This window comes from Methylobacterium sp. Leaf123, from assembly GCF_001423405.1.
Classification (GTDB): domain Bacteria; phylum Pseudomonadota; class Alphaproteobacteria; order Rhizobiales; family Beijerinckiaceae; genus Methylobacterium.
Genome location: NZ_LMNS01000003.1, coordinates 87,903 through 114,891, shown reverse-complemented (window position 1 = coordinate 114,891; position 26,989 = coordinate 87,903). Strand labels below are relative to the sequence as shown.

Here is a 26,989-nt window from a genome sequence, read left to right as displayed (position 1 = left end):
CTCACGCGCTGGCGGTCCGCGGCGTCGCGAACCGGCGCAGCAGCCACCCGACGAGCCCCGCCGCAAGGACGAGACAGGCAAGCGTGACGGCCGGAAACGGCCAAAGCAAGGTCACGCCCGCCAGCCCCGCCAGTGCCGCTTGCACGGCGAAGACCGAGCCGACGGTCTCCGTCACGGAGAACCCGTTGACGGTGGCAACCTGATAATAGTGGCTGCGATGGGCCTGCCAGACGGCCTCACCCCGCCGCAGGCGCCACAGCAGGGTGAGCGTCGCGTCGGCGATGGGATAGAGCGGCAGGATCAGAGCGGCGGCCAAACTCCCCTCCCCGGCGAGGCGAAACAGCAGCCACGCCACGATCAGCCCGACCGGCAGCGAGCCGACATCCCCCATGAACAGCCGCGCCACCGGCCGGTTGAACGGCGCAAAGCCGAGAAGCCCCCCGAGCAGCGCGCCGGCGACCAGCGTCGGCTCGGGCGCGGTGCGGCCCGCGAGGCCGAGGGCGAACAGGAAGGCGAGGGGCGGCACGAACTCGGCCAGCGTCATCCAGTCGAGCCCGTCCATGAAGTTGACGAGGTTCACGAACCAGAGCCCGGCGAGGATCGCGAAGGCCCGCTCCAGCCAGAGCGGGGCGTCCGGCAGCAGGCGTCCCTCGGCGGTGAGCACGACGGCGGCGACCGCGCCGGCCTGGATCACCAGCCGGAGCGAGGCCGGCAAGGGCCGGATGTCGTCGACGGCGCCGACCACGGCGAGGGCGATCACCGAGAGCGCCAGCACCAGCAGCTCGACGCCCCCGAGCGCAATCCCGGCCGGCATGGCCAGGACGGCCACGGTGATCAGCGCGGCGGCAATGATGGCGATCCCGCCGCCCTGGGGCGTCGGCACCCGATGGCTGGAGCGGGCATTGGGCCGCGCGAGGGCATAGCGCTGCAAGAGCGGCTTCAGCAGCACGATGAGCCCGGCGGAGAGGAGCGCCGCCAGCGGCACGACGAAGAGCGGGGCGAGGATCATCGGATCGCAACACGGGGCGCGGCTGCCCTCCCGCTTGGACGGACGAGGGTTTCAAGGCGGCGTGGTCCGATCATTCGCATCTCGCCCGCTCTACCCGCCTGCCCCAGCCCAAGCGAGACCACGGCAACCGATCCCAACTTGTTTTGGCCGCAAAGCCACGCGATCCGCCTCCCGTGGTCCGCCGAAAGAGCGGTGGGCGGGCCGCGCGTCCCGGCCGGCTTGCCTTGCCGGGGCGGGGAGCCGCCGATACGACTTGGCCGCACGCCCCCACCGCTGAAGCCGGTTGTCAAGAATCGCCCGTTGCGCACGCTTTCACTGGCCCTTGCCCTGGCCCTCGCGATCCTGACGGCCGTGGCGGGCTCCCTCGCCTGCCTCCTCGGGACAGCCGCCCCCGCCTACGCGGTCGAGGCCGTGCGCGTCACCCTCGACGCGCCCGCCATCGACCTGACGCCGACGATCGAGCGCTACCGCTCGGACGGCGACCTGATCCAGATCTCCACCGCCCCGGGCAAGGACGGCATCGTGCGGCGCATCGCGGTCAAGGCGCGCGAGGCGGGCGCGCGGCCGGACTGGATGGTGTTCGCGCTCACCAACGACACCGACGAGCAGATCGACCGCCTGCTGGTCGCCCCGCATTTCCGCCTCGTCGGCTCCGGGGTGATCTGGCCCGATCTCGGCGGCTCGCGCATCGCCGCGATCACCGCGAGCGAGGGCATCCGGCCCGAGCGCGACGAGAGTCTCGACGCCGACCAGTTCCTGATCACCATCGATCCCGGCACCACGGTGACCTACGTCGCCGAGCTGAAGGGCCCGAACATCCCGCAGGTCTACCTCTGGGATCAGGACGCCTACCGCAAGAAGACCTCGGGGCTGACGCTCTACAAGGGCATCATCATCGGCATTGCCGGGCTGCTCGCTCTGTTCCTCACCATCATCTTCGTGGTGAAGGGCGCGATCATCTTTCCTGCCGCCGCCGCGCTCTCCTGGGCGGTGCTGGCCTATGCCTGCATCGATTTCGGCTTCCTGCAGCGGGTGTTTCCCGTCACCGAACTCGCCGAGCGGATTTACCGCGCCTCGGCCGAGGCCGTGCTCGGCGCGACCCTGCTCGTGTTCCTGTTCGCCTACCTGAACCTGTCGCGCTGGCACGTGCGCTACAGCCACGTCGCCTTCTTCTGGCTCACCTTCCTCGCCGGCCTTGTGGCGCTCGCGGTGTTCGACCCGCCGGTGGCGGCGGGCGTGGCGCGCATCTCTATCGCCGCGGTGGCGGGCGTCGGGCTACTGCTGATCCTCTATCTCGCCGTCCATAACGGCTACGACCGGGCCATCCTGCTGGTGCCGACCTGGCTGCTGCTGCTGGTCTGGGTGGTGGCGGCGGGCTTTGCCATCACCGGGCAGATCGGCTCCGACCTCGTCCAGCCGGCCCTCATCGGCGGCCTCGTGCTCATCGTCATGCTGATCGGCTTCACGGTGATGCAGCACGCCTTCGCCGGCGGCGGCCTCAGCCACAGCCTCGTCTCGGACACCGAGCGCCGGGCGCTGGCGCTGACGGGCGCGGGCGACATCGTGTTCGACTGGGACGTGCCCGGCGACCGCGTCTTCGCCGGCCCCGAGATCGAGGCGCAGCTCGGGCTCAAGCGCGGCACTCTGGAGGGCCCGGCGGCGAACTGGCTCGGCCTGCTCCATCCCTTCGACGTGGAGCGCTATTCGGCCGCCCTCGACACGGTGATCGAGGAGCGGCGCGGGCGCATCACCCACGATTTCCGCCTCCGCTCGGCCGACGGCCCCTATGCGTGGTACCGGCTGAAGGCGCGGCCGGTGATCGGCACTGATGGCGAGGTGATCCGCATCGTCGGCACCATCAGCGACGTGACCGAGGCCAAGACCGCCGAGGAGCGTCTGCTGCACGACGCCGTGCATGACAGCCTCACCGGCCTGCCCAACCGCGAGCTGTTCCACGACCGGCTGGAGGCCGCGCTGGCTCTGGCGAGCCAGGACCCGCGCCTCAAGCCCGCGGTGATCGCCCTCGACATCGATCGGTTCAAGGCGATCAACGACGCCATCGGCCTCTCGGCGGGCGACTCGATCCTGCTGACGCTCTCGCGCCGGCTCGGGCGGCTGCTGCGGCCACAGGACACGCTGGCGCGGGTCGCAGGCGACGAGTTCGCAGTGATCCTGCTCTCCGAGCGCGAGCCCGACCGCATCCTCTCGTTTGCCGAGATGATCCGGCGCGCCATCGCCACTCCGGTCACCTATGCCGACCGCGAGGTGTTCCTCACCGTCTCCATCGGCATCGCCCTGCACGAGGCGACGCAAGGCACGGGCAACCAGGGCAGCGGGCAAACGCGACGCGAAGAGGTGTTCAAGAACGCCGAAATGGCGATGATCCAGGCCAAGCGCGGCGGCGGCGACCGAATCGAGGTGTTCCGCGCCAATATGCGTCTCGAGCGCTCCGACCGGCTGATGCTGGAGGCGGATCTGCGCAAGGCGCTGGAGCGCAACGAGATCAAGGTGCTGTTCCAGCCGATCGTTCGGCTCGAAGACCGCACGGTGGCCGGCTTCGAGACGCTGCTGCGCTGGGACCATCCGAAGCTCGGGCGCATCCCGCCCTCGACCTTCCTGCCGGTGGCGGAAGAGACCGGCGTCATCGTCCCGCTCGGCAATTTCGCCATCGAACGTACGGCGCTCGAACTCGCCGCGTGGCAGCGCTCGCTCGACGTCGAGCCGCCGATCTTCGCCTCGGTCAACGTCTCCTCGCGCCAGCTCCTGCGCCACGATCTCCTGCACGACGTGAAGACGGTGATCGCCCGCACCGGCGTGCTGCCCGGCTCGCTCAAGCTGGAGATGGCCGAGGGGTTGGTGATGGAGAACCCGGAATACGCTGCGCAGATGCTCACCCGCATCCACGATCTCGGCGCCGGGCTCGTTCTCGACGATTTCGGCACCGGCTATTCGGCGATCTCCTATCTCCAGCGCTTCCCCTTCGACACGATCAAGATCGACCAGAGCTTCGTGCGCCAGATGGGCCAGGGCCGCACCGCCATGCTGCGCTCGGTCCTGCGGATGGGCCAGGAACTCGGTCTGGCCACCATCGCCGAGGGCGCCGAGTCGGAGGAGGATGCGCAGGTGTTGCAGGAATTCGGCTGCGATTACGCGCAAGGGGCGGCCTTCGGCGAGCCGATGACCGTGCTCCAGGCCCGCCAGCTCGTCGGCGCCGCGCCCGAAGCCGCCTGATCCCGCGATGACGCGCGGGTCTCGCGCTTCTGTTTAAACCTCCCTTAACCATGTTGCGGGAAGGTCCATCCGAGTGATCCGGGACGCCTCTTCGGCGGGCCCGGCGGCCTGAGGATGGACGATGATCGAGGCGACGAGACGCAGGAGCCCGGCCCCCTCTGGCAGCGCAATGCGGCGCCTGATGACGCGGCCCATCCACGCGCATCTCGCCGCCGCGGTGCAGCCGCGGGCGGTCGTTGCCGAGGTTGCGGCCGAACCGGTGACGCAGGCTCCGGCAGACGCCGTGGCGCCGATCGCGGTCGATGCGGCGACGGACATCTCCGCCCCCCTGTCCGTCGAGCCCGAAGCGGATGCGGGTGAAGCGGATCTCGCCCGCCTGCGCCTGGAAGTGGCGATGATGAAGGCCGCCCTCGCCGCCGAGCGCCGGGAGAGCGAGGCCCTTCGGACCAGCCTCGGCCTCGCGGACGCGGAAACGCTGAGCGAAGAGGCGCGGGCCGTCCGTGCGCGCTGGGCCGCGCTGGTCGAGCGCCTGATCCACAATCCGCTCTGATCCCTCTAGAGCCGTACCCGACCTGACTGCATCAGGTCGGCGTCTCTAGCTCATTGTTTGACGCGCATTTTTCCGACGAACCGGTGACCACTTCGTTGGAATGCGCTCTAAGACACCTCTCATCCGATCGGAGCGGGTTGCCGCCATGCGTGCTCCCACGAGCGCCCGTTGTTCGCTTGTCGTCAACGGCCAGCCCCTGCGGGTCTCCCCCGGCGACACCTCCCTGGAAACCGCGCTGGCGGATGGCATGATCGGCCCGATGAACGGGCTGCTCGGCCAGGGCCCCGGCCCGGCCTCACGGCGGCTGCCCGTTCGGGCGCGGCGGGCGGAGGCGGTGACGCTGTCCGCGCCCGATCCGGACGCGACGATCCGGCCGGTCAAGACGCCGGTCCGCACGGCCGCGCGCCGCACCGGCAGCATCGACGCCATCACGGCGCTGGCCCCGCGGGTCCTGCAGGTGGTCGCCACCCTGGAGCGGAGACTTCCCTTCGAGCCAGGCGACCAAGTCGTCGTCACGCTCGAAGGCGGGCGCCCGGTCACGCTCACGCCGACGCTCGGCGTCGAGGGCGGGGCGGAATTGAACGAACTCGTCTTTCATCTCCGCGGCGAGTGCGCGGAGGATCTCACGGCCCTGTTCGGCTGCCCGGTCGAGCCCGGCCGCGCGGTGAAGGTGAAGGGTCCCGTCGGCAACGGCACCTACCGGCCCGGCGGCGGCCGTCTCGTGCTGGTGGCGGCGGAGACGGGGTTCGCCGGCATCTGGGCGATTGCCCGCGCCGCGCGCTACATCGAGCCGGCCCGCGAGATCTGCCTCGTGGTCGGCGCGCGCGATCCCCTCGACCTCTACATGCGTCCCTCGCTCGAATGGCTGCGCGCCACTGGCGTCACCCGCATCACGCTCGCCGCCGACCGCCATCGCCAGCGGGGGCCCGACGTGCGCCCCGGCCCGCTCACCGCCCATATCCCGAGCCTGCGGACCACCGACGTGGTGCACGCCTCCGGCTGCCCCTCGACCCTCGGCGCCGTGGAAGTCCTGGCCGCGGCAGCAGGCGCGCGGTTTTACCCGATCCCGCTCGAACCGGGGGCATAGGCTTCCTTCCAATCGGTTCTCCGGTCCACCTCCCTCATCCTGAAGCGCCGCGAAGCGGCCTCGAAGGATCTTCCAGAAGCCGCGCGGGCCCTGGAGGATCCTTCGAGGCCCGCTGAGGCGTGCGCCTCAGGATGAGGGCATTGGTTCGGACGAACCTGTTCGGACAGCGCATTCACCGATTGGGCGCTGCCCTTCTCGGTCAAATGAAAAGGGGCAGGACGGATCACCCGTCCTGCCCCTTTCTCGATTTAACCGGTGGCCGCGCTCAGGCGACCTTCACCCGCCAGATCTCCTCGGCATATTCCCGCATCGAGCGGTCGGAGGAGAACCACGCCATGCGCGCAGTGTTGAGGATCGCCGTCCGCCACCACTGGGCGGGGCGCTTCCAGGCCGCGTCGATCTCGCGCTGGACACGCCAGTAATCCTCGAAATCGACCGTGGTCAGGTAGCGGTCGCCGTGGCGCAACTCGTCCACGAGCGGCGCGAAGCGGGCCGGGTCGTCCGGTGAGAACGTGCCATCGGCGATGGCGTCGAGCGCCGCGGCCAGCCGGGGCGAGGCCGCGATTGCCTGGGTGGCGTAGTCCGGCTCCTTCACGCGGGCGAGCACCCCTTCGGCGTCGAGGCCGAAGATGAAGATGTTCTCCGCGCCGACATGATCCTTGATCTCGATATTGGCGCCGTCGAGCGTGCCGACGGTGAGCGCACCGTTGAGCGCGAGCTTCATGTTGCCCGTGCCCGAGGCTTCCATGCCGGCGGTCGAGATCTGCTCGGAGAGGTCGGCGGCCGGGATGATCACCTCGGCCAGACTCACCGAGTAGTTCGGGAGGAACACCACCTTCAGCCGGTCGCCGATCTCGGGATCGGCGTTGACGATCTTGGCGATGTCGCCGGCCAGCTTGATGATGAGCTTGGCCTGCACGTAGCTCGGCGCCGCCTTGCCGGCGAAAATCTTGACGCGGGGCGTCCAGTCCTTGTTCGGCGCCGCCTTGATCGCTTGGTAGAGCGCCACCGTCTCGATCAGGTTGAGGAGCTGGCGCTTGTACTCGTGGATGCGCTTGATCTGCACGTCGAACAGCGCCGACGGATCGACGATGACGCCGGTGCGCTCGGCGATGACCTGGGCGAGGCGCTGCTTGCGGATCGTCCGCATCGCCGCGTAGCGCTGGCGGAACTCCGGATCGTCGGCGAACGGCACCAGCTTTTCGAGCTGGGTCGGATCATCGAGCACGCCCTCGCCCGCCGCCTCGACAGCCAAAGCCGTCAGTTCGGGGTTGGCGTTGTGCAGCCAGCGGCGGAATGTGATGCCGTTGGTCTTGTTGAGGATCTTCTCCGGCTCGATCGCGTGGAGGTCCTTGAACACCGTCGATTTCAAGAGTTCGCTGTGGAGCGCCGAGACGCCGTTGACGCGCCGCGAGCCGTGGAAGGCCAGCGGTCCCATGCGCACGCGCCGGCCGTGCGACTCGTCGATCAGCGAGACCGTGGACACGTCGAACGCCCCACCCTTGGCGTTCTTGCTCTGCTCTTCGAGGTGCAGCCAGTTGATGAGGTAGATGATCTGCATGTGGCGCGGCAGCAGCCGCTCCATCAATTCCACCGGCCAGGTCTCCAGCGCCTCGGGCAGCAGGGTGTGGTTGGTGTAGTGCAGCGTGTTGGACGTGATCTGCCACGCATCCTCCCAGGTGAGGTCGTGATCCTCCATCAGGATGCGCATCAGCTCGGGCACGGCGATGGCCGGGTGGGTGTCGTTGAGCTGGATCGCGGCGTGGTCGGGCAGGGAGCGCAAGGAGCCGCGCTCCGCCACATGCCGGCGCACGAGATCCTGGAGCGAGGCGGAGGTGAAGAAGAACTCCTGGCGCAGGCGCAGCTCCTGCCCCTCGGCGGAGGAATCGCTCGGGTAGAGCACCCGCGAGATCGCCTCGGCCCGGGCCCGGCCGGCCACAGCACCGACATGGTCGCCGGCATTGAAGCGCGCCAGTTCGACCGGCGCGTCGGACTCCGCCTTCCACAGGCGCAGAACGTTGACGTGTTTGCCGCGCCAGCCGACGATCGGCACGTCGTGGGCCACGGCGTTCACGGTCTCGGCCGGGTGCCAGTGCCGGCGGATGTGGTGGTCGCCCTGGCTCGTCATGGTGACATGGCCGCCAAAGCCGATCTTGTAGGTCGCCTCCGGCCGCGGGAACTCCCACGGATTGCCTTCCGCGAGCCAGGTCTCCGGCGCCTCACGCTGCCATCCGTCCTCCAGCGACTGGCGGAACAGGCCGTGATCGTAGCGGATGCCGTAGCCGGTCGCGGGGATCGACAGGCTCGCCATGCTCTCCATGAAGCAGGCGGCGAGCCGCCCGAGGCCGCCATTGCCCAGCGCCGCGTCGGGCTCGGCCCCTTCGACGCCGGCGAAATCGACGCCGAGGTCGCGCAAAGCGGCCTTGGTGGTCTCGACGAGGCCGAGATTGTTCATCGCGTCCGACAGAAGCCGGCCGATCAGGAATTCGAGCGAGAGATAATAGACCCGCTTCTCCGGCACCTGGGTGGCTTGCGCGCCGTAGCAGGCATCGACGATCCGGTCGCGCAGGGCCAGCGCCGTGGCAGCGAACCAGTCGCGCTCGCGGGCGGCCTCGGGCGTCTTGCCAAGCACGTAGAGGAGCTTGGCGCGGATGGCCTCGCGCAGCTCAACCACCGCGTCGCCACCGGCAGCGGGGCGTGGCTTAACATAGGTGGCGGCGGCCTTTGCGGTCTTCGCCGATGAAGCGGAAGTGTCCGCTTCGCCGTTCCTGACGAGAACGGACAGAGCTTCGTTCAGCACCTGGGTATCCCCCTTCGTTACAGCCGAGGATGTCGGTTGGACGCGGAGTCTGGCCGCTTCTTGCGACGGCACGATGATCCGCGACGTGGTCTGTCGCCCTGTGCCGCCATGGTGTTGCCGGCCGCCGGACTTGTCGAGACACATGCGTGCAAACTTATCATTCGCAAGTCGTGTGCCCGCAGGACTGTGTCACTGTAGACACATTGCCGACGCATCGGCCGGCGCCTCGCACGAGAGATGACGCCTGCCGCTTGAAGGCTTGCTGAACGGCCCTACCCCACTCTGGGACGATGCGCACGGCGTCGATGGCAACATCGCGGGAGGTCCGATGGGCGGTCCGGTATCTGGGACGAACGGCTCCGAAGCGGCTTGGTGGCAGAGCGGGACAGTCTATCAGGTCTATCCCCGCTCGTTCCAGGACACGGACGGCGATGGCGTCGGCGATCTTCGGGGGATCACGGCAAGGCTGGACTACCTCGCATGGCTCGGCGTCGATGCCGTGTGGATCTCGCCGTTCTACCGCTCGCCGATGGCCGATTTCGGCTACGACGTGGCCGATTATTGTGCAGTCGATCCGCTGTTCGGCACGCTGGCGGATTTCGACGCGCTGATCGCCGAGGCGCATCGGCGCAAGCTGCGGGTGATCCTCGACTTCGTGCCCAACCACAGCTCGATCGCGCATCCGTGGTTCGCCGAGAGCCGGGCGAGCCGCGAGGCGGACAAGCGCGACTGGTACATCTGGCGCGATCCGGCCCCCGACGGCGGACCGCCCAACAACTGGCTCTCGAATTTCGGCGGCCCGGCCTGGACCCGTGATCCGGCCACCGGCCAGTACTATTACCACGCCTTCCTGCCCGAGCAGCCGGACCTGAACTGGCGCAACCCCGACGTGCGGGCCGCGATGCATGACGCCCTGCGCTTCTGGCTGGCGCGCGGCGTGGACGGCTTCCGCGTCGATGTGATCTGGCACCTGATCAAGGACGAGGGATTTCGCGACAATCCGCACAACCCCGATTTTCAGCCGCATCAGGCCGGGATCAACCGCTTCCAGCAGGTCTTTTCCTGCGACCGCCCGGAGGTGCTCGACGTCATCGCCGGGATGCGCGCGGTCCTGCGCGAGTACGGCGAGCGGGTGCTGATCGGCGAGATCTACCTGCCGATCGAGCGGCTGGTGGCCTATTACGGGCCCGGCCTGACCGGGGCCGACCTGCCCTTCAACTTCCAGCTCATCCAGACGCCGTGGCGCGCCGACGCGGTGGCGGCCCTGGTGGCAGAGTACGAAGCCGCTCTGCCCGAGGGCGGCTGGCCGAACTGGGTGCTCGGCAACCACGATCAGCCCCGCATCGCCGCCCGCGTCGGCGCGGCGCAGGCCCGCGTCGCGGCGATGCTGCTGCTGACGCTGCGCGGGACGCCGACGCTCTATTACGGCGACGAGATCGGCCTCGCCGATGTTCCGGTGCCGCCGGAGCAGGCACAGGACCCGTGGGGGCGCAACGAGCCCGGCCATGGCCGGGACCCCGAGCGCACGCCGATGCAGTGGGAAGACGCGCCGCATGCGGGCTTCACCACCGGTACGCCGTGGCTGCCGCTCAGCCCGGATGCGGCGCAGCGCAACGTCGAGGAGATGCGCGACGATGCCCGCTCGATCCTGACCCTTTACCGTCGACTCCTGTCCCTGCGCCGCGACCATCCGGCCCTGTCGATCGGCGATTGGCGCAGCCTCCCGCTCTCGCCGGATCACGCCACCGAAGTCTTTGCCTTCGAGCGCGTCTCGGGTGACGATGTTTTACGCATCCTGCTCAATTTCGGCAGCCTGGAACGGGTAATCCCCTTGGAGGATGGGGGCTGGACGATCCTGCTCTCGACCTTTCCGGGACGGGCGGGCGACAGGGCCGACGCTCATGTCCGGCTCGGCCCCGATGAAGGCGTCATCCTCAAGCCGGCAAGCCAGCAGGGCTGACGGATGCGGCGCTGCACTCTGCGCTTTCGACCCGGACCAAACCGGGAGGAATACGCAAGACGCTCTTGCCATTCGCGCAGCGCAGACAACCCATGATGGAAGCGCGGGCGGCCGCTGACAAATGTTGGTCTGAACATGGCCTGAATTGTGCGATGCAGCGGAACGGATTGCCTTCCGGAGCATTTCAATGCCGAGCGCAGCAGCGGCGGTTCCTGCCCTTCACGGGCCGCGCGGGTGGCTGAGAGGCGAGTCGATGGCTTACGTGGATCTCGGTGGGTTCCCGGTCACCGATCCAACGCCCCCGACGTCCACCTTCGAGCTCGAACCGAGACTCGGCAACGCCCTTCTTCCCCGCATTCTCTACGCCACCCCGGAGATGGCGGATTTCGTGAAGACCGGCGGCCTCGGCGAGGTCGCGGGCGCCCTGCCCCGCTCCCTGCGTCGCCACTACGACGTCCGCGTCCTCATTCCCGGCTACGCGCAGGTGCTCGCCGGGCTCGACAATCTGACGATGATCGCCCGGCTTGGCAGCTTTGCCAGCGTTCCGGGCTGCGAACTCGGCTTCGGCACCACGCCGGACGGCCTCGGCGTCTACGTGCTGGTCGCCCCCGATCTGTATGAGCGCGACGGCACGCCCTACGGCGATGAGCGCGGCGATTTCGGCGACAACGATCTGCGGTTTGCCCGCCTCAGCCGGGCGGCGGCGGAACTGGCCGGTGGCATCGACCCGTTCTGGTCGGCCGATCTGCTCCACCTCAACGATTGGCAGACCGCGCTGGCGCCGGCCTATCTGTCCTGGCTCGGCATCCGCCGCCCGAGCGTGCTGACGATCCACAATCTCGCCTATCAGGGCCTGTTCCACCGCGACAATCTCGGCCGGGTCGGCGTACCGGATCACGCCTTCCAGATGGACGGCGTGGAGTTCTACGGGCAGCTCTCCTTCCTCAAGGCCGGCATCTTTCACGCCTCGCATGTCACCACGGTGAGCGAGACCTATGCCCGCGAGATCACGACGGCCGAGGGCGGCTGCGGCCTCGACGGCCTGCTCCGCACCCGCGCGGCGCAGGGCCGCCTGACCGGCATTCTCAACGGCATCGACGAGAGCTGGGATCCGCGCACCGATCCACACCTCGCCACTCGCTTCGAGCCCGACGACTGGAAGGGCAAGCGGGCCAATGCCGACGAGGTGCGCAAGCAGTTCGGCATGGCGGTCTCCCGCGGGCCGCTCTTCGCCATCGTCTCGCGCCTCGTGCACCAGAAGGGCATCGACCTCAGCATCAGCGCCGCCGAATCGATCGTCGCCGAGGGCGGTCAGCTCGTGGTGATCGGCCAGGGCGAAGGCCGGTTCGAGGAGGCCCTGCGCGATCTCGCCGGGCGTCATCCCGACAATGTCGGCGTCCATGTGGGTTTCCGCGAAACCGAGGCGCGCCGCATCTTCGCCGGCAGCGACTTCCTGCTGATGCCCTCGCGCTTCGAACCCTGCGGGCTGGCGCAGATGTATGCGCAGCGCTTCGGCTCCCTGCCGATCGTGCGCCGCACCGGCGGCCTCAACGATACGGTGGAGGACGGGGTCACCGGCTTCACCTTCGGGGAGGCTTCACCGAAGGGGCTGACTTCCGCGATCCGCCGCGCCTTCGAGACCTTCGGCCAGAAGAAGCGCCTCAACACCATGCGGCGCAGCGCCATGTCCCGCTCCTTCGGCTGGGACGGGGCCGCGCTGAACTACTGCAACCTCTACGCCCGCGCCTTCGGCAACCACACCGCCCGGCGCTGGAAGGCGGCTTGAGAGGCGGCTCACACGGGTTCCGCTCGCTCATGCGGGCCACCGTGTGAGCAAGCCCGCGCTGCTGGGGAGCGAAGCCAAGATCCGGTCGTCCGGAGGGATCCCTCGGATTTGGTCTGGCGCCCGACACTCTGGCGGGAACATCGCGTCCGCAGGGGCGGTTTATCGCACATTGCCCTCCGCTTTCATGGCACGGAACGGCGCGATCCGCGTTGAGCGTCCATGGACGCGACTGTGACGCTCACGCGCACGAACCCTCTGATCCTTCGGCTTCGCTACGGCGCGGACCTCGACGCAGGCGACAAGGCCCTGTTGGCCGACCTGTCCCGATCCAACCGCAGCCTGGAGCCGCAGCAGGATATCGTGCGGGCCGGTGACCAGGCGGCGGGGGTCCACCTCGTCCTTGAGGGGTACGCCTTCCGCTACAAGCTCATCGATGACGGGCAGCGCCAGATCCTCGGCCTGCTCCTGCCGGGCGATTTCTGCGATCTGCAATCGATCGTGCTCGGCCCATCGGACCACTACATCGCCGCGCTGACCGCCTGCACCGTCGCCGACATCCCGCAGGACCGGGTCGATGCCCTGGTCTTCCGCGATTCGCGCCTCGCCCGGGCGCTGTGGTGGGCGACCCTGGTCGATGAGAGCATCCTGCGGGAATGGCTCGCCAGCATGGGCCAGCGCTCCGCCGACAAGCGCATCGCCCACCTGTTCTGCGAATTGCTGCTGCGGCAGCAGCTCGTCGGGACGGCCGGGGAGCGGGACTGCCCGTTGCCTCTGACCCAGCCGATGCTCGCCGACATCCTCGGCATCACCACGATCCATGTCAGCCGCATCCTGCGCGACCTGCGCCTCGCCGGGCTGATCCAGTTGAAGGACCGCCGGTTGCACGTTCCGGACGTCAAGCGCCTGCAGGCGTTCTGCGACTTCGATCCGACCTATCTGCATCTCGTCAAAATGCCGGATCGCGACGTCGCCGAGGACCTGACGCGCACCGGGCCCTGACGCGCGCGCAGGCCTGCCCCCCGGAAGGATGCCTGTACGTCAGGCAGGATGATGCCAATTCTCCGAGCCCTGCCCCCGGCCTGTCGCTCGGGCAGCGCATGAGAATAAAAACGCCATGACAGCCCCCGATCCCGTGCCGCAGATCGCCCTCAACGACGGGCGGTCCATCCCCCAGCTCGGCTTCGGCGTCTGGCGTCTGCAAGAGGCGGAGACGCCTGCCCTCGTCGGCACCGCGCTCGGCAGCGGCTATCGCTCGATCGACACCGCCGCGGCCTACGGCAACGAGGGCGGCGTCGGGCGCGGTCTGCGGGAGACGATCGTATCCCGGTCCGACGTGTTCGTGACGACGAAGCTCTGGAACGACGCGCAGGGCTACGATGCGACGCGGCACGCCTTTGACGACAGCCTCGCCCGGCTCGGCCTCGACCATGTCGATCTGTACCTGATCCATTGGCCCTGCCCCGACAAGGGTCTCTATCTCGACAGCTGGCGCGCACTGATCCGTTTGCGGGAGGAGGGCCGCGCCGCCTCGATCGGTGTCTCGAACTTCACCGAGGATCAGCTCGAACGGCTCGTGAACGAGACCGGCGTCACCCCAGCCCTCAACCAGATCGAGCTGCATCCGCGGTTCCAGCAGCGCCGCTTGCGCGCGGCCCATGCCCGGCTCGGCATCGTCACGGAAGCCTGGAGCCCCCTAGGCCAGGCGCAGGTGCTGGATGAGCCCGCCATCACCCGGATCGCCGACCGGCTCGGGCGCAGCCCGGCCCAGGTGGTGCTGCGCTGGCACATCGAGAATGGCTTCGTGGCGATCCCGAAATCCGCCACCCCCGCCCGGATGCACGAGAACATCGACGTGTTCGGCTTCTCGCTCACGGACGAGGACCACGCGGCCATCGCCGGTCTCGACCGGGCCGACGGCCGCATCGGGCCCGACCCGATGACGTTTCAGTAGGGGGCCGGCACCGGCGGCATCGAGACCGGCCGTTAGCCCGCCAGCGGCAGCGGCTTCGTCGCGGCGAGTTGCGTGCCGCCCTTGCGCTCCAACAGGCCCGGCGGCGGCACCGGCGCCTCGATCGTGCAGACGACGCCGTCCGGCTCGTAGAGCAACTCGACCTTGCCCGCGAGTTCACGGGCGAGGCTGCGCTCGATCAGGCGCGAGCCGAAGCCGCGGCGGGTCGGGGGTGAGACCGGCGGGCCGCCGCTCTCGGTCCAGCGTAGGGACAGCGAGAGCTCCGGCCGGCGCTGCACGGTCCAAGTGATCGTCACCCGCCCGCCCTCCTTGGACAGAGCCCCGTACTTCACGGCGTTGGTGCCGAGTTCGTGCAGGGCCATGGCGATGGAGAGCGCCAGACGCGGCGCGAGCCGCAGGCGCGGGCCCGATACGACGAAGCGCGAGTCCTGCCCCTCCCCCGCCTCCAGCGGGCGGATCGCATCCCCCACCACGGTCTTCAGCTCGGCGCCCTCCCAGCTCTCGCGGGTCAGCACGTCATGGGCGCGGGCGAGCGCCAGCAGCCGCGCCTCGAAGGCGGCGCGGGCCGCGAGCGCCTCCTCCCCATCGAGCCCACGCAGGGACTGCATGGCGATGGATTGGACGGTGGCCAGGGTGTTCTTCACCCGGTGGTTCAATTCGTTGATGAGCAGGCGCAGATGCTCCTCGGCCCGCTTGGCATCGGTGACATCGACGCTGCACCCGGTGAAGCCGAGGAAGGTGCCGTGATCGTCGAGGCGCGGCACGCCCTCACAGCGCAGCCAGCGGATCTCCCCGTTGCGATCGACGACCCGCATCTCCGCGCGGAACGGATGCCGGTGCTCGAACGCCTCTTGGAACGTCGCCTGGAAGGCCGGCAGATCCGGCGGATGCACGATCGATTCCCAGCCGCCGCCGGCCATCTCCGCGGCCGGGCGGCCGAACAGGTGGTCGAAATGCATGTTGGCGAAGACCACTTCCGCGGTCTCATCCGTCATCCAGATCAGCGCCGGGGCCGAATCGGCCATGTGGCGGAAGCGCGCCTCGCTCTCGCGCAAAGCCGCGAGGCCGCGCTGGGTCTCGGCGAGCGCCCGGTCGCGCTCCTCGCTGCGGGTGCGCAGCCGCAGGGAGGCTTCCGAGAGCACGTCGGCCAGGCGGCGGATCTCGTGGATCGGCGAGGCGATCCGCGGAATCGCCTGCCCCCGCGCGAGGGCCGGCCCCGTCGCCGCGAGCTGGCGCAGGGGCTTCGAGACCCGCGACCAGAGATGGACGGCGAGCACAGAGGAGGTGGCGAGCACGAGCAGACCAAAGCCGCCGAAGGCCCAGATCCAGCGCCGCAGCCGCGCCTCGACCAGTTCGCGCGGGATGCTCGCCCCCACGGTCCAGCCGTTGAGCCGCGAGCGCGCCTCGACCACGGTCACAGGCTTGAAATCGCGGTCGCGCCCCTCCCAGACGCCGGGGGTGCCCGTCGCCGTTTGGCGCAGGGTCGCGAGCCGCGGATTCCCGACCACGCCCGGCACCTCCGGCAGGCGCGCGAGCACGACGCTGTCGCGATCCGAGACCCCCGTGACCCAACCCCGGACCTGCTCGCGGGCGAGGATGCCGGCGATGCGGTTCAGGGGCACCGAGAAGCTGAGGATGAAGGCGGCCGCGTCGTCGATCCGCACGGGGACCGCGACCGCATAATGTGCCTGGTCCGGCATGGCCCCCGCGAGATAGCCGGTGACCATCGAGCGTTGCCCGCTATCGATGAGCTCGCGGTCGATCGGCAGCGTCGTCACCGGAAGGGGGGCGGCCGGCTTGAGGGCCGTGTTGACGATCTGCTGCCCGTCCGGCCGGCGCAGCACGAGATCGAGGCCGACCGCCTCACGCACGAGACGCGCCTGATTCTCGAAAATCGCGAACTCGCCGTCCTTGAGCCGCGGCGAGGTGGCCAGCGTCTGCAGCACCGAGACGAGCCCGGCCGTGTCGCGGTCGATCGAGAGCGCGACGCCCCGCACGTTCTCCCGGGCATCCTGCTCGAAGCGGGCGCGCTCGGTGGCGGCGTAGCGGGTCAAAAGGATCGCCGTGAAGATCAGGCCGGGGCCGATCAGCGCGATCACGAGCATGATCAGGTAGAACTGCGTGGAGAAGCCACGCTGGCCGAGCCGGGAAAGCATGCGTCGGATCAAGGCGTCCCGCGGCGTTGCGCTGAAGGGTTTTGAGGATGGCGCCTGCCCATCATGCCCCAGCGCGGGCATAGGTGCCAACTGCCCCGCCTCAGCCCTCCCGCCCAACCCGATCGACATGCCCGAGATCCCGCCCCGGATCGAGCTTATCCCGAACCCGCTGCTTGAGCACCTTCACATCGGGGAAGCCGCCATCACGCACCCGCTCCCAGATGACCTCCCCGTCGAACTCGATCACGAACACCCCACCCGTGCCGGGCCGCAGGGCGACCTCGCCAAGATCATCGCGGAAGGTTGACAGAAGCTCCTGCGCCATCCACGCCGCACGCAGGAGCCATTGGCACTGTGTGCAGTAGGTGATCGTGATGCGGGGGCGGGTTATGAACGAAGGAGAGGCTTTCACTAGAGCATCGCATTTATCTGGCATCGTACGCTCTCCCACTGATCGAACAGCTTCTATCAAACAATGCATGCAATCCAATCGTATCTTGCAATCGGCGAGTCCATAATATCACATTAAATGGAATGCCGACAATTTAAAATAATGCCAATATTGAAGGCAACTAAAAGTAAGAGGCTAAAATGACCGACGATGAGATCATGAATTTTGTAGACAGCTACAAATTTTCGGACACAGCATCGCGCCTACACCTTTTAGACAACATCAAAAAGCATTATCAAGAAAGCAATTCACACCTTCTTCCTGTGCGTGCCATTATTTTGTTGCGATATCGCAACCGATTGGATGAGGCGGAAGAAATTGCGTCTCATTTCCTTGGTGCGACACCCTTCAATAGCTTTGTTGCATGGGAACTTGGCTACAGCTTCGGCGTATCTGGTAGACCCGAGAAAGCCATTCTGTACATTGAAAAAGCCATGTCAATTGATGACACTCCAGAAAGGAGGATATGGCTTTCCTTGCAATACGCGATGCTTGGAAGATTTAATGAAGCAAATGCTACTCTGCTTTCGATTAATGAACCCGATAAAAAAACTAAGAATGAAATAAAAATTTATAATGAATTTTTTGACATGCTTCGGGACTATGACCGTCGCGGAGCATGTAATTTACTGGATACCGTAAAAGGGCTATTTGCTTGCAAACCAGTTTCAGAGCTCGAAAAGGATATTTCTAACGCATTAGTTGCCCGGACTCCTTATCTTCTGCTTAGGCTCGGGGACGGCGAAGGAGCCTACATCCGCCTGAGCGAAACGGAAGAGCAATCACGCGCAAATTACTACCGAGCTAATAGAGAAGAATTCGCAACGATATGGTTCAAAGACACATCCGTGCTAGATGACGGAGAATTTCTTAATGCAATAGGCGAATTCAATAAATCAATAGCGTCGGCAGACGCCATTGGCGGCAGCATGTACCCCGAAGCGATTGAACTCGAATATAACTACTCGTCTCGCAGAGGAATTGCTTGGGTTGTAAACACAATGCGCAAGCTCTTGGCTCTCGCTGAAGACAATCCAGAATGGGCCAAAAAAGTCCCTATTTACCACCTTGTAATTCATTACGACCTTCTTTTATCTGGCGCACTCGGCAGAATCCTAAAAAATAGACAAGGCGTGGGCCTGATTAGTTGTCAGGATGAGCTACCAAGTGCATTGCAACGGACATATGGCATCAGAAACGTAGACTTCATCAAAGTTCCTGGAGAACAGATTCATAGCAGCACCCTTGGCGATAAAGCTGTGAATGGCAAGCACTGGCCTGATCGATATCGAGAAATAAACGAACTGCTCGACAAACCTGTCGATCGCCGCGGTGAGCTATGGCTTGTAGCTGCCGGCATGCTTGGAAAAATTTACGCGGCGAAGCTAAAGGCTTCGGGTGCAGTTGTTCTTGATATCGGCGCTGTTGCAGATCTCTGGATGGGCAAAATGACCCGTACTTTCCCAAACCTTCCCGAGGAAGTAACGTTGCGAAAAGAATCTGATGTGCTAACGCTTGTTGATGTCGGAGGATTGGGCGGCCTCGGTGAAGAATGGCTTCCGCATATCAGCCGTGTCCGCGCCGTGCTTTTCGAGCCAAATCCCCCAGAAGCTGCAATTGCTCGGCAGAAAATCGCAGCTAGCCCTGGCGGAATCGTCATAGAGCGGGCTCTCAGCAATCGAGCAGAGAATCGCACTCTTCACGTCACCAAAAGTCTTGGCTGCACATCACTTCTCAAGCCAAATGAAGATTTTCTTAAGCAATATTCAATTGCTCCAGCCTTTGAAAAGACGGACGAGATTCAGGTTGATTGTGTACGCTTCGACAGTCTTGTTCTGAACGGCGAAGTGCCAATTCCGGACGTGATTAAAATTGATGTGCAGGGCTTCGAGTACAATGTACTTGAGGGTTTTGGAGGAGTGCTCAGCCAATGCCTTGGATTAAAAGCTGAAGCCCATCTATATCCAATTTATAACGGGCAAAAACTCCTGCACGATCTTGTTGATCTATTAGGTCGAGCAGGCTTGATGCTTCGGCGGATCAAACCTGTCAGCCACTTTGACGGCGACATTGTCGAGGTCGATGCGTGGTTCACATGTTCGCATGAGAAGATAAATTCTCTCACTCCCGAACAAGTAAGCAAATTGAGCTTTATTGAGCAAGTTTGGGAGTTAAATCCCCGCATAAAATCGTTTTCACCAACACAATTTAATGACTAGCGCAACACCTCGTGCGATATATTATCACAATAAATCCAGATATTAATATCGATTCTACATGTCTTGATTCTTTCAAATGCTTGCAATAAGTTGTCTAGCAAGACTTTGTAGCATGCTTTATTAGATATAATTGTCGGGAGAAATTTTATTACTACAAGAGAAAAGTATTGATAACCGACCGCGGCTTCTGTCGCCAAATCAACCTGGAGGCCTCGCGCTATGTCCCTCTCCCTCAGCCCCGCAACCCCAACACGCCCCTCCATCCTCAGTCGGGTCATCTCCGCACTCGCGGCGCTCTGGCTGGCAACGTGCCTTGCAGGGTGCGGGGCGATCAACCGGGTGCCGAGCCTGGAGGAGCAGGCGAAATCGTCTTGGAGTGAGGTGCAGAACCAGTACCAGCGCCGGGCCGACCTGATCCCGAACCTCGTCGAGACCGTGAAGGGCTATGCCAAGCAGGAGCAGGAGACCCTGACCCGGGTGACGGAAGCCAGGGCCAAGGCGACGAGCATCCAGGTCGATGCCTCGACGGTGAGCGATCCGGAGAAGTTCAAGCAGTTTCAAGAGGCGCAGAACCAGCTCTCGGGGGCGCTCGGACGGTTGCTCGCCTCGGTCGAGGCCTATCCGGACCTGAAATCGAACCAGAACTTCCTGGCCCTCCAGTCGCAACTCGAGGGGACGGAGAACCGCATCGCCGTGGCGCGTCGGGACTATATCCAGGCGGTCCAGGCCTACAATACCGAGATCCGCACCATTCCCGGCCGGTGGGTCGCCTCGTGGTTCTACCCGGAGGCGAAGCCGATGGAGACCTTCACCTCGACGCCGGGCGCAGAGCGCGCGCCGAACGTGAAGTTCTAGTGCGTCCTGCAAACTAGTGATGACCCGTCCCGCTCGGCACTCTGCATTCGGCCGGCTGCCGGCGTTGTGGCTCGCGCTGCTGTTCGTCGTGGGCCTCATGGGTCTCGCCAACGCGGCCGAACCCGACTTCCCCAAGCTCACGGGTCGGGTGGTGGATGCGGCCGGCATCCTCTCGCCGGAGACGCGGGCGCGGATCGACGGCAAGATCAAGGCCCACGAGGACAAGACGGGCGATCAACTCGTGGTCGCCACCGTGCCGAGCCTTCAGGACCGCACGGTGGAGGACTTCGCCAACCGTCTCGCCCGAGCCTGGGGCATCGGCCAGAAGAAGACGAACAACGGCGTGCTTCTGCTGGTGGCCCCGAAGGAGCGCAAGGTCCGCATCGAGGTCGGGTACGGGCTCGAAGGCGCGCTCACCGATGCGCTGTCGAAGACGATCATCACAACGGCGATCACGCCCCGTTTCCGCCAGGGCGATTTTTCCGGGGGCGTGGAAGCCGGGGTGGACGCGATCCTTCCCATCCTCGCGGGCGATGCCGACGAGTGGCAGCGCCGCGCGCCGGTGCGGGAGGACACGGTCGATCCGGTCACGGTGATCTTCTGGATCATCGTCATCATTGCCCTCGTCATCGTAATGACGCGGATGAATGGCGGCGGGCGGCGGGGCCGGGGTGGCGGCTTCGTCGTGATTCCGGGGCCGTCTGGCGGCTGGAGCGGCGGCTTCTCCGATGGCGGCGGTGGGGGCTTTTCCGGCGGGGGCGGCTCGTTCGGCGGCGGAGGAGCGTCCGGTGACTGGTAGTGCGGCCATCCTCGACTCCGCCGCGCGGGAGCGGATCGCCGCGGCGATCGGCCGGGCGGAAACCGGAACCTCGGGCGAGATCGTGGTTCTGGTCTCCGCCAGCGCCGGACTCTATCGCTCGCCCGGCCTCGCTTTGGCGGTGGCGGTCGCCCTGGCCCTGCCCTGGCCGCTGATCCTGCTCACCGATCTCGGCGCGGGTGAGATTGCGCTCGCCCAGGCGGCGGCCGTGCTTGCCACGCTGCTGCTGACCCTGAACGAGCGTCTCCGGATCGCCCTCACACCACGGCGCTGGCAGCGGGAGCGCGCCCACGCCGCCGCCCGCCGCGAGTTCTTCGCCCACGGTCTCACCGGAACGCGGGGGCGCACCGGCGTTCTCGTCTATGTCGCCCTCGCCGAGCGCTACGCCGAGATCGTCACCGATAAGGGGGTGCGGGCCCGTGTGGAGGAGGCACGGTGGCACGCCATCGTCTCGGAGTTGCTCGGTGCAGCCGGACGCGGAGCCCTCGGCGAAGGACTCGTCTCGGCGGTGGATCAGGTCGGCGCCGTGCTGAAGGCGGAGCTGCCGGGCAGCCACAGCGACAACCAGCTCCCCAACCGCGTCATCGTCCTCGACTGAGAACTTCGAAGGCGCTTCCCACGGCCGATGTGATTCGGATTGCACGAGGCCGTCTTCCGACGCTTCATCAGCGCCCGGGATGTGGCCCCCAGCGGCCCCTTGCATGGGCGTTGGAGACCCCGCGGCAGACTCATCCCAAGGTTTCGGTAACGCGGGATGGTGGATGTCATGGCCGGTGCGGAGGGAACCTGCACTTGTGTGTTCACCGCAACTGGCATCACAGGAAAAATTGCGCCACACAGAACGCCGAAAGGCCGCCTGCATCAAGAATGCGGCCAATGACGGAGTGAGGCGTCGCATGGGCGCAATACAGAAGCACGGGCCTTGGGCCCTGGTCGGCGCATTGGGCGCTGCGGCGCTGGCGGTGGTCGCCACGCAACGGGGCGAGGCGATCAACGCCCTGTGGGTCGTGGTTGCTGCGGTCTGCGTCTACCTCATCGCCTACCGCTACTATTCCCTTTTCATCTCCGAAAAGGTGATGCGCCTCGATCCGAAGCGCGAGACCCCGGCACACCGTCACAATGACGGCCTCGACTACGTTCCGACCAACAAGTCGGTCCTGTTCGGCCACCACTTCGCGGCCATTGCCGGCGCCGGCCCGCTGGTCGGTCCGGTGCTCGCGGCGCAGATGGGCTACCTGCCCGGCATGCTCTGGATCCTCGCCGGCGTCGTGCTCGCGGGCGCGGTGCAGGACTTCATGGTCCTGTTCATCTCGATGCGCCGCGATGGGCGGTCCTTGGGGGAGCTGATCCGGGCCGAACTCGGGGTGATCCCCGGCGTGATCGCCCTGTTCGGCACCTTCATGATCATGGTCATTCTGCTCGCCGTGCTGGCGATGATCGTGGTGAAGGCGCTGGCCGAGAGCCCCTGGGGCACCTTCACCGTCGGCGCGACGATCCCGATCGCGATCCTGATGGGCCTCTACGCGCGCTACATCCGGCCGGGCAAGATCGGCGAGGTGTCGATCATCGGCTTCGTCCTGCTCATGGCCGCGATCGTCGGCGGCGGTCAGATCAACGAACACCCCACCTGGGGCCCCGCCTTCACCTTCACGGGCACCCAGCTCACCTGGATGCTGATCGGCTACGGCTTCGTCGCCGCGATCCTGCCGGTGTGGCTGCTGCTCGCCCCGCGCGACTACCTGTCGACCTTCCTCAAGATCGGCACCATCGTCGGCCTCGCCCTCGGTATCGTCGTCGTCGCCCCGCACATGCAGATGCCGGCCACGACGAAGTTCATCGATGGCACCGGTCCGGTCTGGGCGGGCTCGCTGTTCCCGTTCCTGTTCATCACCATCGCCTGCGGCGCCGTCTCGGGCTTCCACGCGCTGATCTCCTCGGGCACCACCCCGAAGCTGATCGACAATGAGATGGACACCCGCTTCATCGGCTATGGCGGCATGCTGATGGAGAGCTTCGTGGCGATCATGGCGCTGGTGGCTGCCAGCGTGATCGACCCCGGCATCTACTTCACCATGAACTCTCCGGGCGCCCTGCTCGGCACGACACCGGAAACCGCGGCCGCCGCGGTGACGGCGCTCGGCTTCCCGATCGCTCCGGACGTCATCGCCCAGACCGCCAAGGATGTCGGCGAGCACTCGATCATCTCGCGCGTCGGCGGCGCGCCGACCCTCGCGGTCGGCATGGCGCACATCATCTCCTCGGCCATCGGCGGCAAGGCGATGATGGCCTTCTGGTACCACTTCGCGATCCTGTTCGAGGCCCTGTTCATCCTGACCGCGGTGGATGCAGGCACCCGCGCCGGCCGCTTCATGCTGCAGGATCTGCTCGGCCTGCTCTCGCCGAGCTTCAAGAACACCTCGGCCTGGGGGCCGAGCGTGGTCGCCACCGCCCTGTGCGTCGGCGCCTGGGGCTTCTTCCTCTACCAGGGCGTCACCGATCCGCTGGGCGGCATCTACACCCTGTGGCCGCTCTTCGGCATCTCGAACCAGATGCTGGCCGCTGTCGCGCTGACCCTCGCGACCGTCGTGATCTTCAAGATGAAGCGCGAGCGCTACGCCTTCGTTACGATCATCCCGACTATCTGGCTCTGCATCTGCACCCTGACGGCCGGCTGGCAGAAGATCTTCTCGCCCGACCCGAAGATCGGCTTCCTCTCGCATGCCGACCGCTTCTCGGCGGCGATTGCGGAAGGCAAGGTGCTCGGCCCGGCCAAGAGCATGGCGGACATGCACAAGATCGTCTTCAACGACCGCATCGACGCGGCCCTGGCCGTGTTCTTCGTCGGCCTCGTCGTGGCGATCGCGGTGTTCGGCGTCATGGCCTGCGTGAAGGCCTACCGTGCCGATCGCTGGACGGCGCTCGAAGCCGATCCCCATCTCGCCCCGGCGGAGTGAGACGATCATGACCAGTTCCGCACCGTCGATGCAGGGCTTTCGCGAACGCCTTCAGGCCTTCAACAAGTGCGTTTGCGACGGCGCGCGGCTGATGGTGGGTCAGGGCGATTACGGGACCTACGTCGCCCATATCACCAAGACCCATCCCGACCAGGCGCCGATGACCGAGCGGGAGTTTTTTCGCAACCGCGAGAACGCGCGCTTCGGCGTCGGCAACACATCGGGTTTCCGCTGCTGCTGAAGCTCCGGCCAATTCCTCGGAAGGGCGGGTCGTCCTTCCGGCGATGACATCGTGTGAAGACGTTGGGCTCCGTGATGGGGCCCGGCGTTTTCTTTTTGAGAGTCCGCGCCGCGGATTTCCCGTCTTGGCATCGCTGCGCGCCCGATCGCGGAGAATGGGAACCGAAAGTGGCTTCGGCGACCGGCCGGGCGCCTCCCCATCCGAGACACGGCGGCGACACGATTTTCACGTGAAATTAACCGTGAAAACCTGGCGGTGCGGGGCCGGTGCACCGGCTTTCCATTGATCGATCGTTCCTAAAGCCAAGATTGTGTGCTCCGCCTGTTGCAACGCAACCAGCGCGGCTTCTAGTCTCCCGGCAACGCGGGGGACTGAGACGATGGATCGATTGGAAGGCATGCCGAACCCGGCTGGGGCGCGGACGGGGGAGATTACGTTCGACCGGAAGGCGCCGGGGCTGACGGGCATCGTCGTCAAGGGCTTCCTGCTCTCGCTGGTCACCTTCTCGATCTACCGGTTCTGGTACATCACCAATCTGCGGCGATACTTCTGGAGCCGCACGGTCGTTGCCGGCAGCCCGGCCGAGTATCTCGGCAACGGCAAGGAGCTATTCCTTGGCTTCCTCGTGGCGCTCGCCATTCTGGTGCCGATCTACATCGTCCTGTTCGTCGTCGGACTGCTGAGCCCGGAGCTGGCAGCCCTGGCCGCGCCGATCTCCTTCATCGGCCTGTTCGTGCTCGGGCAATACGCGCTGTTCCGCGGCCGGCGCTATCGGGCCTCGCGCACCCGCTGGCGCGGCATCCGCCTCGGTCAGGACGGCTCGGGCTTCGCCTATGCCGGGCGCGCCTGCCTGTGGTGGCTTGCGACTCTCTTCAGCCTCGGCCTGGCCTTCCCCTTCATGCGCGCGGCGCTGGAGCGCTACCGCATCGACCATACGCTGATCGGCCAGAGCCGGATGCGCTCGACCGCGACCGGCCGCTCGATCCTGATGCCGTGGATGATGTTCTACGTCACCGCGCTGTTGCCGATTCTCGTGAGCGTCGTAGCGCTGCTGGCGGCGACCGGATTCGACATCCCGAGTGATCTGCTGATCGTGGATCCGACGAACGAGAAGAGCAAATTCGTCTTCAACCCGGCCTACGAAGACTCGCCGATCGTCTACTACGCCGGCGTCGTCGGGATCGCCGCCAGCGTGTCGGTCCCCTTCGCGCTGCTGCTGATCCCCTATTATCGGGCCCGCGAGACCCGCGCCTTCCTCAATGCGGCCTTTCTCGGTGAGGCGAGGCTGGCCTCCTCGCTGAAGGCGCGCCAGTTCTACTTCCCCTACCTCGTCTACATGCTGGCGTTGATCGGCTTCAGCCTCGTGCTGGGCATCATCTTCGCCCTTCTCGTGCCCCTGATCGCCACGGACGCCGAGAATGCGGGCATCCAGGCCTTCGTCATCGCATCGAGCGTGCTGCTCTATCTTGGGGCGATCCTCGGCACGAACGTGCTCTATGTCCGCATCATCACGGTGCGCCTGTGGCACGCGGTGGCGACCACGATGCAGATCGAGAATCTGCCGGCGCTGGAAGCGGTGCTTGCCTCGACGCGGACACCGGCCAGTGGCCTCAACGAGGGGTTGGCCGATGCGCTCGATGTCGGCGGCGCCCTCGAGATCGGGTTCTAGCCCGTCGATGGAGGCGATCACCACGACCGGCACGTTCTTCGACGGCATCAGCGCCCGGCCCCGGCCGGTGACGCTGAGGCTGACGTTCCGGCTCGAACTCTCCGGCGCGGATGTTTCCCGCGACTGGAGCCTGCTCGACCTGCGCGCGGCCGACGCCGCCCCGCCCCTGATGCGGATCAACCACGCGCAGGGATCGGAGAGCGTCGAGTTCGCCGACGCGTCGTTCGCGGAAGCCCTGAAGGCGCGATGCCCCGACCTGAACCGGACCGAAAGCGGGGGCGGCCTCACGCGCCTCGTGCTCTGGTCGATCGCGGCGGGTGTGTCCGTGCTGCTGAGCGCCGTCTACGGGGTGCCGGCCGCCTCGAACCTGCTCGCGCCTTTGGTCCCGCAGGCGATCGAAGCCCAACTCGGGCGCAGCGTCGATACGCAGATCGTCGGTTTGCTCGGCGACCCGCCGCTCTGCAACGAGGCTGCCGCGCGGGCAGCGCTCGATCGGCTGACGACGCGGCTGGCCGAGGGCATGGCGCTGCCGGCGACCCCGCAGGTGAGCGTGCGCCGTCATACGGTGGCCAACGCGCTCGCCCTTCCGGGCGGCCGGGTGATCCTGCTCTCGGACATCATCACCAAGGCCAAGAGCGGCGATGAGTTGGCCGGCATTCTCGCGCACGAGTTCGGCCACATCGCTGCCCGCGATCCGATGCGCTCGGTCATCACGGCCGGCGGCACCTCGTTCCTGCTGAGCCTCGTGCTCGGCGATCTCACCGGCTCGACGGTGCTGGTGACGATTGGGCAAGCCGCGATTTCGGCTGGCTACTCACGCGATGCGGAGCGGACGGCCGATGCCTACGCGGTGGCGGCGGTGAAGCGGGCCGGCGGCGACGGGGCCGCGCTCGCCGCGATCCTGGAACGCATCACCGACGCGGATGACGAGAAGCCGGATGCAACCTCGTTCCTGCGCTCGCATCCGGTCACGGCGGAGCGGGCGGCGCGGATCCGGTCATTGGCGGGGGCAAAGCCGGCCGGACCCGGCATCCTGTCCGAGGCCGAGTGGCAGAGCCTTCAGGGCATCTGCCCGAAGCCGGAAAAGCCGGAGAAGACCAAGCCGGACGACAAGGACACCACCGCGCCGAGTCAGAAGCTGTAAATCCCGGCTCTGAAAAGCCGAGACCTTGTCAAAGGTGCAGGTTCGAGTCCTGCTCCTTTCACGATGGGACGGCGCTCAGCGCCGCCCCCTC

19 protein-coding genes are annotated in these 26,989 nt (G+C 66.3%); 15 read left to right on the top strand and 4 right to left on the bottom strand.

Annotated elements, in window-relative coordinates; translation table 11 throughout:
• Position 1: 1 nt before the first annotated feature.
• Entirely contained in the window at positions 2-1,009 is a 1,008-nt protein-coding gene (locus tag ASF53_RS04770) for an MraY family glycosyltransferase (RefSeq protein ID WP_056194680.1), read from the bottom strand.
• 300 nt (positions 1,010-1,309) lie between these two features.
• Between ASF53_RS04770 and ASF53_RS04765 the strand changes: the two genes are divergently transcribed.
• From ASF53_RS04765 to ASF53_RS04755, 3 genes are all read left to right on the top strand, one after another.
• A complete protein-coding gene (locus ASF53_RS04765; protein ID WP_056194677.1) occupies positions 1,310-4,240 on the top strand; it encodes an EAL domain-containing protein in 2,931 nt (976 codons plus the stop codon).
• Positions 4,241-4,361: 121 nt separating this feature from the next.
• Positions 4,362-4,790 (top strand): hypothetical protein, encoded by a 429-nt coding sequence (locus ASF53_RS04760; RefSeq protein ID WP_056194674.1) that lies wholly within the window; start codon positions 4,362-4,364, stop codon positions 4,788-4,790.
• 145 nt (positions 4,791-4,935) lie between these two features.
• Entirely contained in the window at positions 4,936-5,877 is a 942-nt protein-coding gene (locus ASF53_RS04755) for a ferredoxin reductase domain-containing protein (protein ID WP_056194670.1), read from the top strand.
• A gap of 265 nt (positions 5,878-6,142) precedes the next feature.
• Here the strand turns inward: ASF53_RS04755 and ASF53_RS04750 are convergent, their stop codons facing one another.
• On the bottom strand, positions 6,143-8,677 hold the full coding sequence (locus ASF53_RS04750) for a glycogen/starch/alpha-glucan phosphorylase (RefSeq protein ID WP_056194667.1): 2,535 nt from the start codon (positions 8,675-8,677) through the stop codon (positions 6,143-6,145).
• Positions 8,678-9,005: 328 nt separating this feature from the next.
• Here ASF53_RS04750 and ASF53_RS04745 point away from each other — a divergent pair, with 328 nt between their 5' ends.
• From ASF53_RS04745 to ASF53_RS04730, 4 genes are all read left to right on the top strand, one after another.
• Positions 9,006-10,637, top strand: a complete 1,632-nt coding sequence (locus ASF53_RS04745) for an alpha-amylase family glycosyl hydrolase (protein WP_056194664.1) — start codon at positions 9,006-9,008, stop codon at positions 10,635-10,637.
• A 253-nt stretch (positions 10,638-10,890) separates the two neighbouring features.
• Positions 10,891-12,423, top strand: a complete 1,533-nt coding sequence (gene glgA / locus ASF53_RS04740; RefSeq protein WP_056194660.1) for a glycogen synthase GlgA — start codon at positions 10,891-10,893, stop codon at positions 12,421-12,423.
• A 219-nt stretch (positions 12,424-12,642) separates the two neighbouring features.
• Positions 12,643-13,422 (top strand): Crp/Fnr family transcriptional regulator, encoded by a 780-nt coding sequence (locus tag ASF53_RS04735; RefSeq protein ID WP_056194658.1) that lies wholly within the window; start codon positions 12,643-12,645, stop codon positions 13,420-13,422.
• A 115-nt stretch (positions 13,423-13,537) separates the two neighbouring features.
• On the top strand, positions 13,538-14,374 hold the full coding sequence (locus tag ASF53_RS04730) for an aldo/keto reductase (protein ID WP_056194654.1): 837 nt from the start codon (positions 13,538-13,540) through the stop codon (positions 14,372-14,374).
• A gap of 32 nt (positions 14,375-14,406) precedes the next feature.
• Here ASF53_RS04730 and ASF53_RS04725 read toward each other — a convergent pair whose 3' ends face one another.
• On the bottom strand, positions 14,407-16,548 hold the full coding sequence (locus ASF53_RS04725; RefSeq protein WP_056194651.1) for a sensor histidine kinase: 2,142 nt from the start codon (positions 16,546-16,548) through the stop codon (positions 14,407-14,409).
• 100 nt (positions 16,549-16,648) lie between these two features.
• Complete coding sequence (locus ASF53_RS04720) at positions 16,649-16,984, bottom strand: Rdx family protein (RefSeq protein ID WP_056194648.1); 336 nt, start codon at positions 16,982-16,984, stop codon at positions 16,649-16,651.
• A 155-nt stretch (positions 16,985-17,139) separates the two neighbouring features.
• Between ASF53_RS04720 and ASF53_RS24700 the strand changes: the two genes are divergently transcribed.
• The 8 genes from ASF53_RS24700 (at position 17,140) to ASF53_RS04680 (ending at position 26,898) form a co-directional block, all read left to right on the top strand.
• Positions 17,140-19,218 carry an FkbM family methyltransferase gene (locus tag ASF53_RS24700; protein WP_082482308.1) on the top strand — a complete coding sequence of 693 codons (2,079 nt, stop codon included), beginning with the start codon at positions 17,140-17,142 and terminating at the stop codon, positions 19,216-19,218.
• Between the two features lie 219 nt (positions 19,219-19,437).
• Complete coding sequence (locus ASF53_RS04710) at positions 19,438-20,073, top strand: LemA family protein (protein ID WP_056194641.1); 636 nt, start codon at positions 19,438-19,440, stop codon at positions 20,071-20,073.
• A gap of 19 nt (positions 20,074-20,092) precedes the next feature.
• Complete coding sequence (locus ASF53_RS04705) at positions 20,093-20,872, top strand: TPM domain-containing protein (protein ID WP_056194638.1); 780 nt, start codon at positions 20,093-20,095, stop codon at positions 20,870-20,872.
• Positions 20,862-21,488 (top strand): TPM domain-containing protein, encoded by a 627-nt coding sequence (locus ASF53_RS04700; RefSeq protein WP_056194636.1) that lies wholly within the window; start codon positions 20,862-20,864, stop codon positions 21,486-21,488. The genes ASF53_RS04705 and ASF53_RS04700 overlap by 11 nt, the downstream gene beginning before the upstream one ends.
• Before the next feature lie 298 nt (positions 21,489-21,786).
• Complete coding sequence (locus ASF53_RS04695) at positions 21,787-23,844, top strand: carbon starvation CstA family protein (RefSeq protein ID WP_056194631.1); 2,058 nt, start codon at positions 21,787-21,789, stop codon at positions 23,842-23,844.
• Between the two features lie 7 nt (positions 23,845-23,851).
• A complete protein-coding gene (locus tag ASF53_RS04690; RefSeq protein WP_056194628.1) occupies positions 23,852-24,085 on the top strand; it encodes a YbdD/YjiX family protein in 234 nt (77 codons plus the stop codon).
• Positions 24,086-24,464: 379 nt separating this feature from the next.
• Positions 24,465-25,754 (top strand): YjgN family protein, encoded by a 1,290-nt coding sequence (locus tag ASF53_RS04685; RefSeq protein WP_056194625.1) that lies wholly within the window; start codon positions 24,465-24,467, stop codon positions 25,752-25,754.
• Between the two features lie 7 nt (positions 25,755-25,761).
• A complete protein-coding gene (locus ASF53_RS04680; RefSeq protein ID WP_056194622.1) occupies positions 25,762-26,898 on the top strand; it encodes a M48 family metallopeptidase in 1,137 nt (378 codons plus the stop codon).
• Positions 26,899-26,989: the final 91 nt, after the last annotated feature.